Source organism: Neobacillus bataviensis, from assembly GCF_019969725.1.
The window spans coordinates 1-2,962 of sequence record NZ_JAHXYW010000035.1 but is presented as its reverse complement, the minus strand read 5'-3'; the positions used below and the strand labels follow the sequence as shown (position 1 = coordinate 2,962).

The window sequence follows — 2,962 nt, the reverse complement described above, 5'->3', positions numbered from 1 at the left end:
TAGAGTAAAACCTTTTAGGTTAAGTTAGAAAGGGCGCACGGTGGATGCCTTGGCACTAGGAGCCGATGAAGGACGGGACTAACACCGATATGCTTCGGGGAGCTGTAAGTAAGCTTTGATCCGGAGATTTCCGAATGGGGGAACCCACTGCTCGTAATGGAGCAGTATCTTTACCTGAATACATAGGGTATTGAAGGCAGACCCGGGGAACTGAAACATCTAAGTACCCGGAGGAAGAGAAAGCAAACGCGATTCCCTAAGTAGCGGCGAGCGAAACGGGAACAGCCCAAACCGAAAGGCTTGCCTTTCGGGGTTGTAGGACACTCAACATGGAGTTACAAAGGAACGGGGTAGATGAAGCGATCTGGAAAGGTCCGTCATAGAAGGTAAAAACCCTGTAGTTGAAACTTCGTTCCCTCCTGAGTGGATCCTGAGTACGGCCGGACACGTGAAATCCGGTCGGAAGCAGGGAGGACCATCTCCCAAGGCTAAATACTCCCTAGTGACCGATAGTGAACCAGTACCGTGAGGGAAAGGTGAAAAGCACCCCGGAAGGGGAGTGAAAGAGATCCTGAAACCGTGTGCCTACAAGTAGTTAGAGCCCGTTAATGGGTGATAGCGTGCCTTTTGTAGAATGAACCGGCGAGTTACGATTACATGCAAGGTTAAGTTGAAGAGACGGAGCCGCAGCGAAAGCGAGTCTGAATAGGGCGAATTGAGTATGTGGTCGTAGACCCGAAACCAGGTGATCTACCCATGTCCAGGGTGAAGTCCAGGTAACACTGGATGGAGGCCCGAACCCACGCACGTTGAAAAGTGCGGGGATGAGGTGTGGGTAGCGGAGAAATTCCAATCGAACTTGGAGATAGCTGGTTCTCTCCGAAATAGCTTTAGGGCTAGCCTCACGTAGTTAGAGTCTTGGAGGTAGAGCACTGTTTGGACTAGGGGCCCTCATCGGGTTACCGAATTCAGACAAACTCCGAATGCCAAAGACTTATCCGTGGGAGTCAGACTGCGAGTGATAAGATCCGTAGTCAAAAGGGAAACAGCCCAGACCACCAGCTAAGGTCCCAAAGTATACGTTAAGTGGAAAAGGATGTGGAGTTGCTTAGACAACCAGGATGTTGGCTTAGAAGCAGCCACCATTTAAAGAGTGCGTAATAGCTCACTGGTCGAGTGACTCTGCGCCGAAAATGTACCGGGGCTAAACGTATCACCGAAGCTGTGGATTGACACCGTAGGTGTCAGTGGTAGGAGAGCGTTCTAAGGGCGTTGAAGCTAGACCGTAAGGACTGGTGGAGCGCTTAGAAGTGAGAATGCCGGTATGAGTAGCGAAAGACGGGTGAGAATCCCGTCCACCGTATGCCTAAGGTTTCCTGAGGAAGGCTCGTCCGCTCAGGGTTAGTCGGGACCTAAGCCGAGGCCGAAAGGCGTAGGCGATGGACAACAGGTTGATATTCCTGTACCACCTCTTTATCGTTTGAGTGATGGGGGGACGCAGGAGGATAGGGTAAGCGCACTGCTGGATATGTGCGTGTAAGCAGTTAGGCTGGTGAATAGGAAAATCCGTTCACCATAAGGCTGAGCTGTGATGCCGAGGGAAATTTAGTACCGAAGTTCCTGATTCCACACTGCCAAGAAAAGCCTCTAGCGAGATAAAAGGTGCCCGTACCGCAAACCGACACAGGTAGGCGAGGAGAGAATCCTAAGGTGAGCGAGAGAACTCTCGTTAAGGAACTCGGCAAAATGACCCCGTAACTTCGGGAGAAGGGGTGCTTTTTGAGGTGAATAGCCTCGAAGAGCCGCAGTGAATAGGCCCAGGCGACTGTTTAGCAAAAACACAGGTCTCTGCGAAGCCGCAAGGCGAAGTATAGGGGCTGACGCCTGCCCGGTGCTGGAAGGTTAAGAGGAGGGGTTAGCGCAAGCGAAGCTCTGAATCGAAGCCCCAGTAAACGGCGGCCGTAACTATAACGGTCCTAAGGTAGCGAAATTCCTTGTCGGGTAAGTTCCGACCCGCACGAAAGGCGTAACGATCTGGGCACTGTCTCAACGAGAGACTCGGTGAAATTATAGTACCTGTGAAGATGCAGGTTACCCGCGACAGGACGGAAAGACCCCGTGGAGCTTTACTGTAGCCTGATATTGAATTTTGGTACAGCTTGTACAGGATAGGTAGGAGCCTGAGAAGCCGGAGCGCCAGCTTCGGTGGAGGCGTCGGTGGGATACTACCCTGGCTGTATTGAAATTCTAACCCGCACCCCTGATCGGGGTGGGAGACAGTGTCAGGTGGGCAGTTTGACTGGGGCGGTCGCCTCCTAAAGAGTAACGGAGGCGCCCAAAGGTTCCCTCAGAATGGTTGGAAATCATTCGTAGAGTGTAAAGGCACAAGGGAGCTTGACTGCGAGACCTACAAGTCGAGCAGGGACGAAAGTCGGGCTTAGTGATCCGGTGGTTCCGCATGGAAGGGCCATCGCTCAACGGATAAAAGCTACCCCGGGGATAACAGGCTTATCTCCCCCAAGAGTCCACATCGACGGGGAGGTTTGGCACCTCGATGTCGGCTCATCGCATCCTGGGGCTGTAGTCGGTCCCAAGGGTTGGGCTGTTCGCCCATTAAAGCGGTACGCGAGCTGGGTTCAGAACGTCGTGAGACAGTTCGGTCCCTATCCGTCGTGGGCGCAGGAAATTTGAGAGGAGCTGTCCTTAGTACGAGAGGACCGGGATGGACGCACCGCTGGTGTACCAGTTGTCTTGCCAAAGGCATCGCTGGGTAGCTATGTGCGGACGGGATAAGTGCTGAAAGCATCTAAGCATGAAGCCCCCCTCAAGATGAGATTTCCCATAGCGTCAAGCTAGTAAGAACCCTGAAAGATGATCAGGTTGATAGGTCAGAGGTGGAAGCGCGGTGACGTGTGGAGCTGACTGATACTAATCGTTCGAGGACTTAACCAAGTCATATGAA

General features: G+C 52.7%; 1 rRNA gene. It reads left to right on the top strand.

The features are described from left to right. Positions 1 to 17: 17 nt before the first annotated feature. Positions 18 to 2,952: ribosomal RNA gene (locus LC455_RS30780) — 23S ribosomal RNA — on the top strand. Positions 2,953 to 2,962 lie beyond the last annotated feature (10 nt).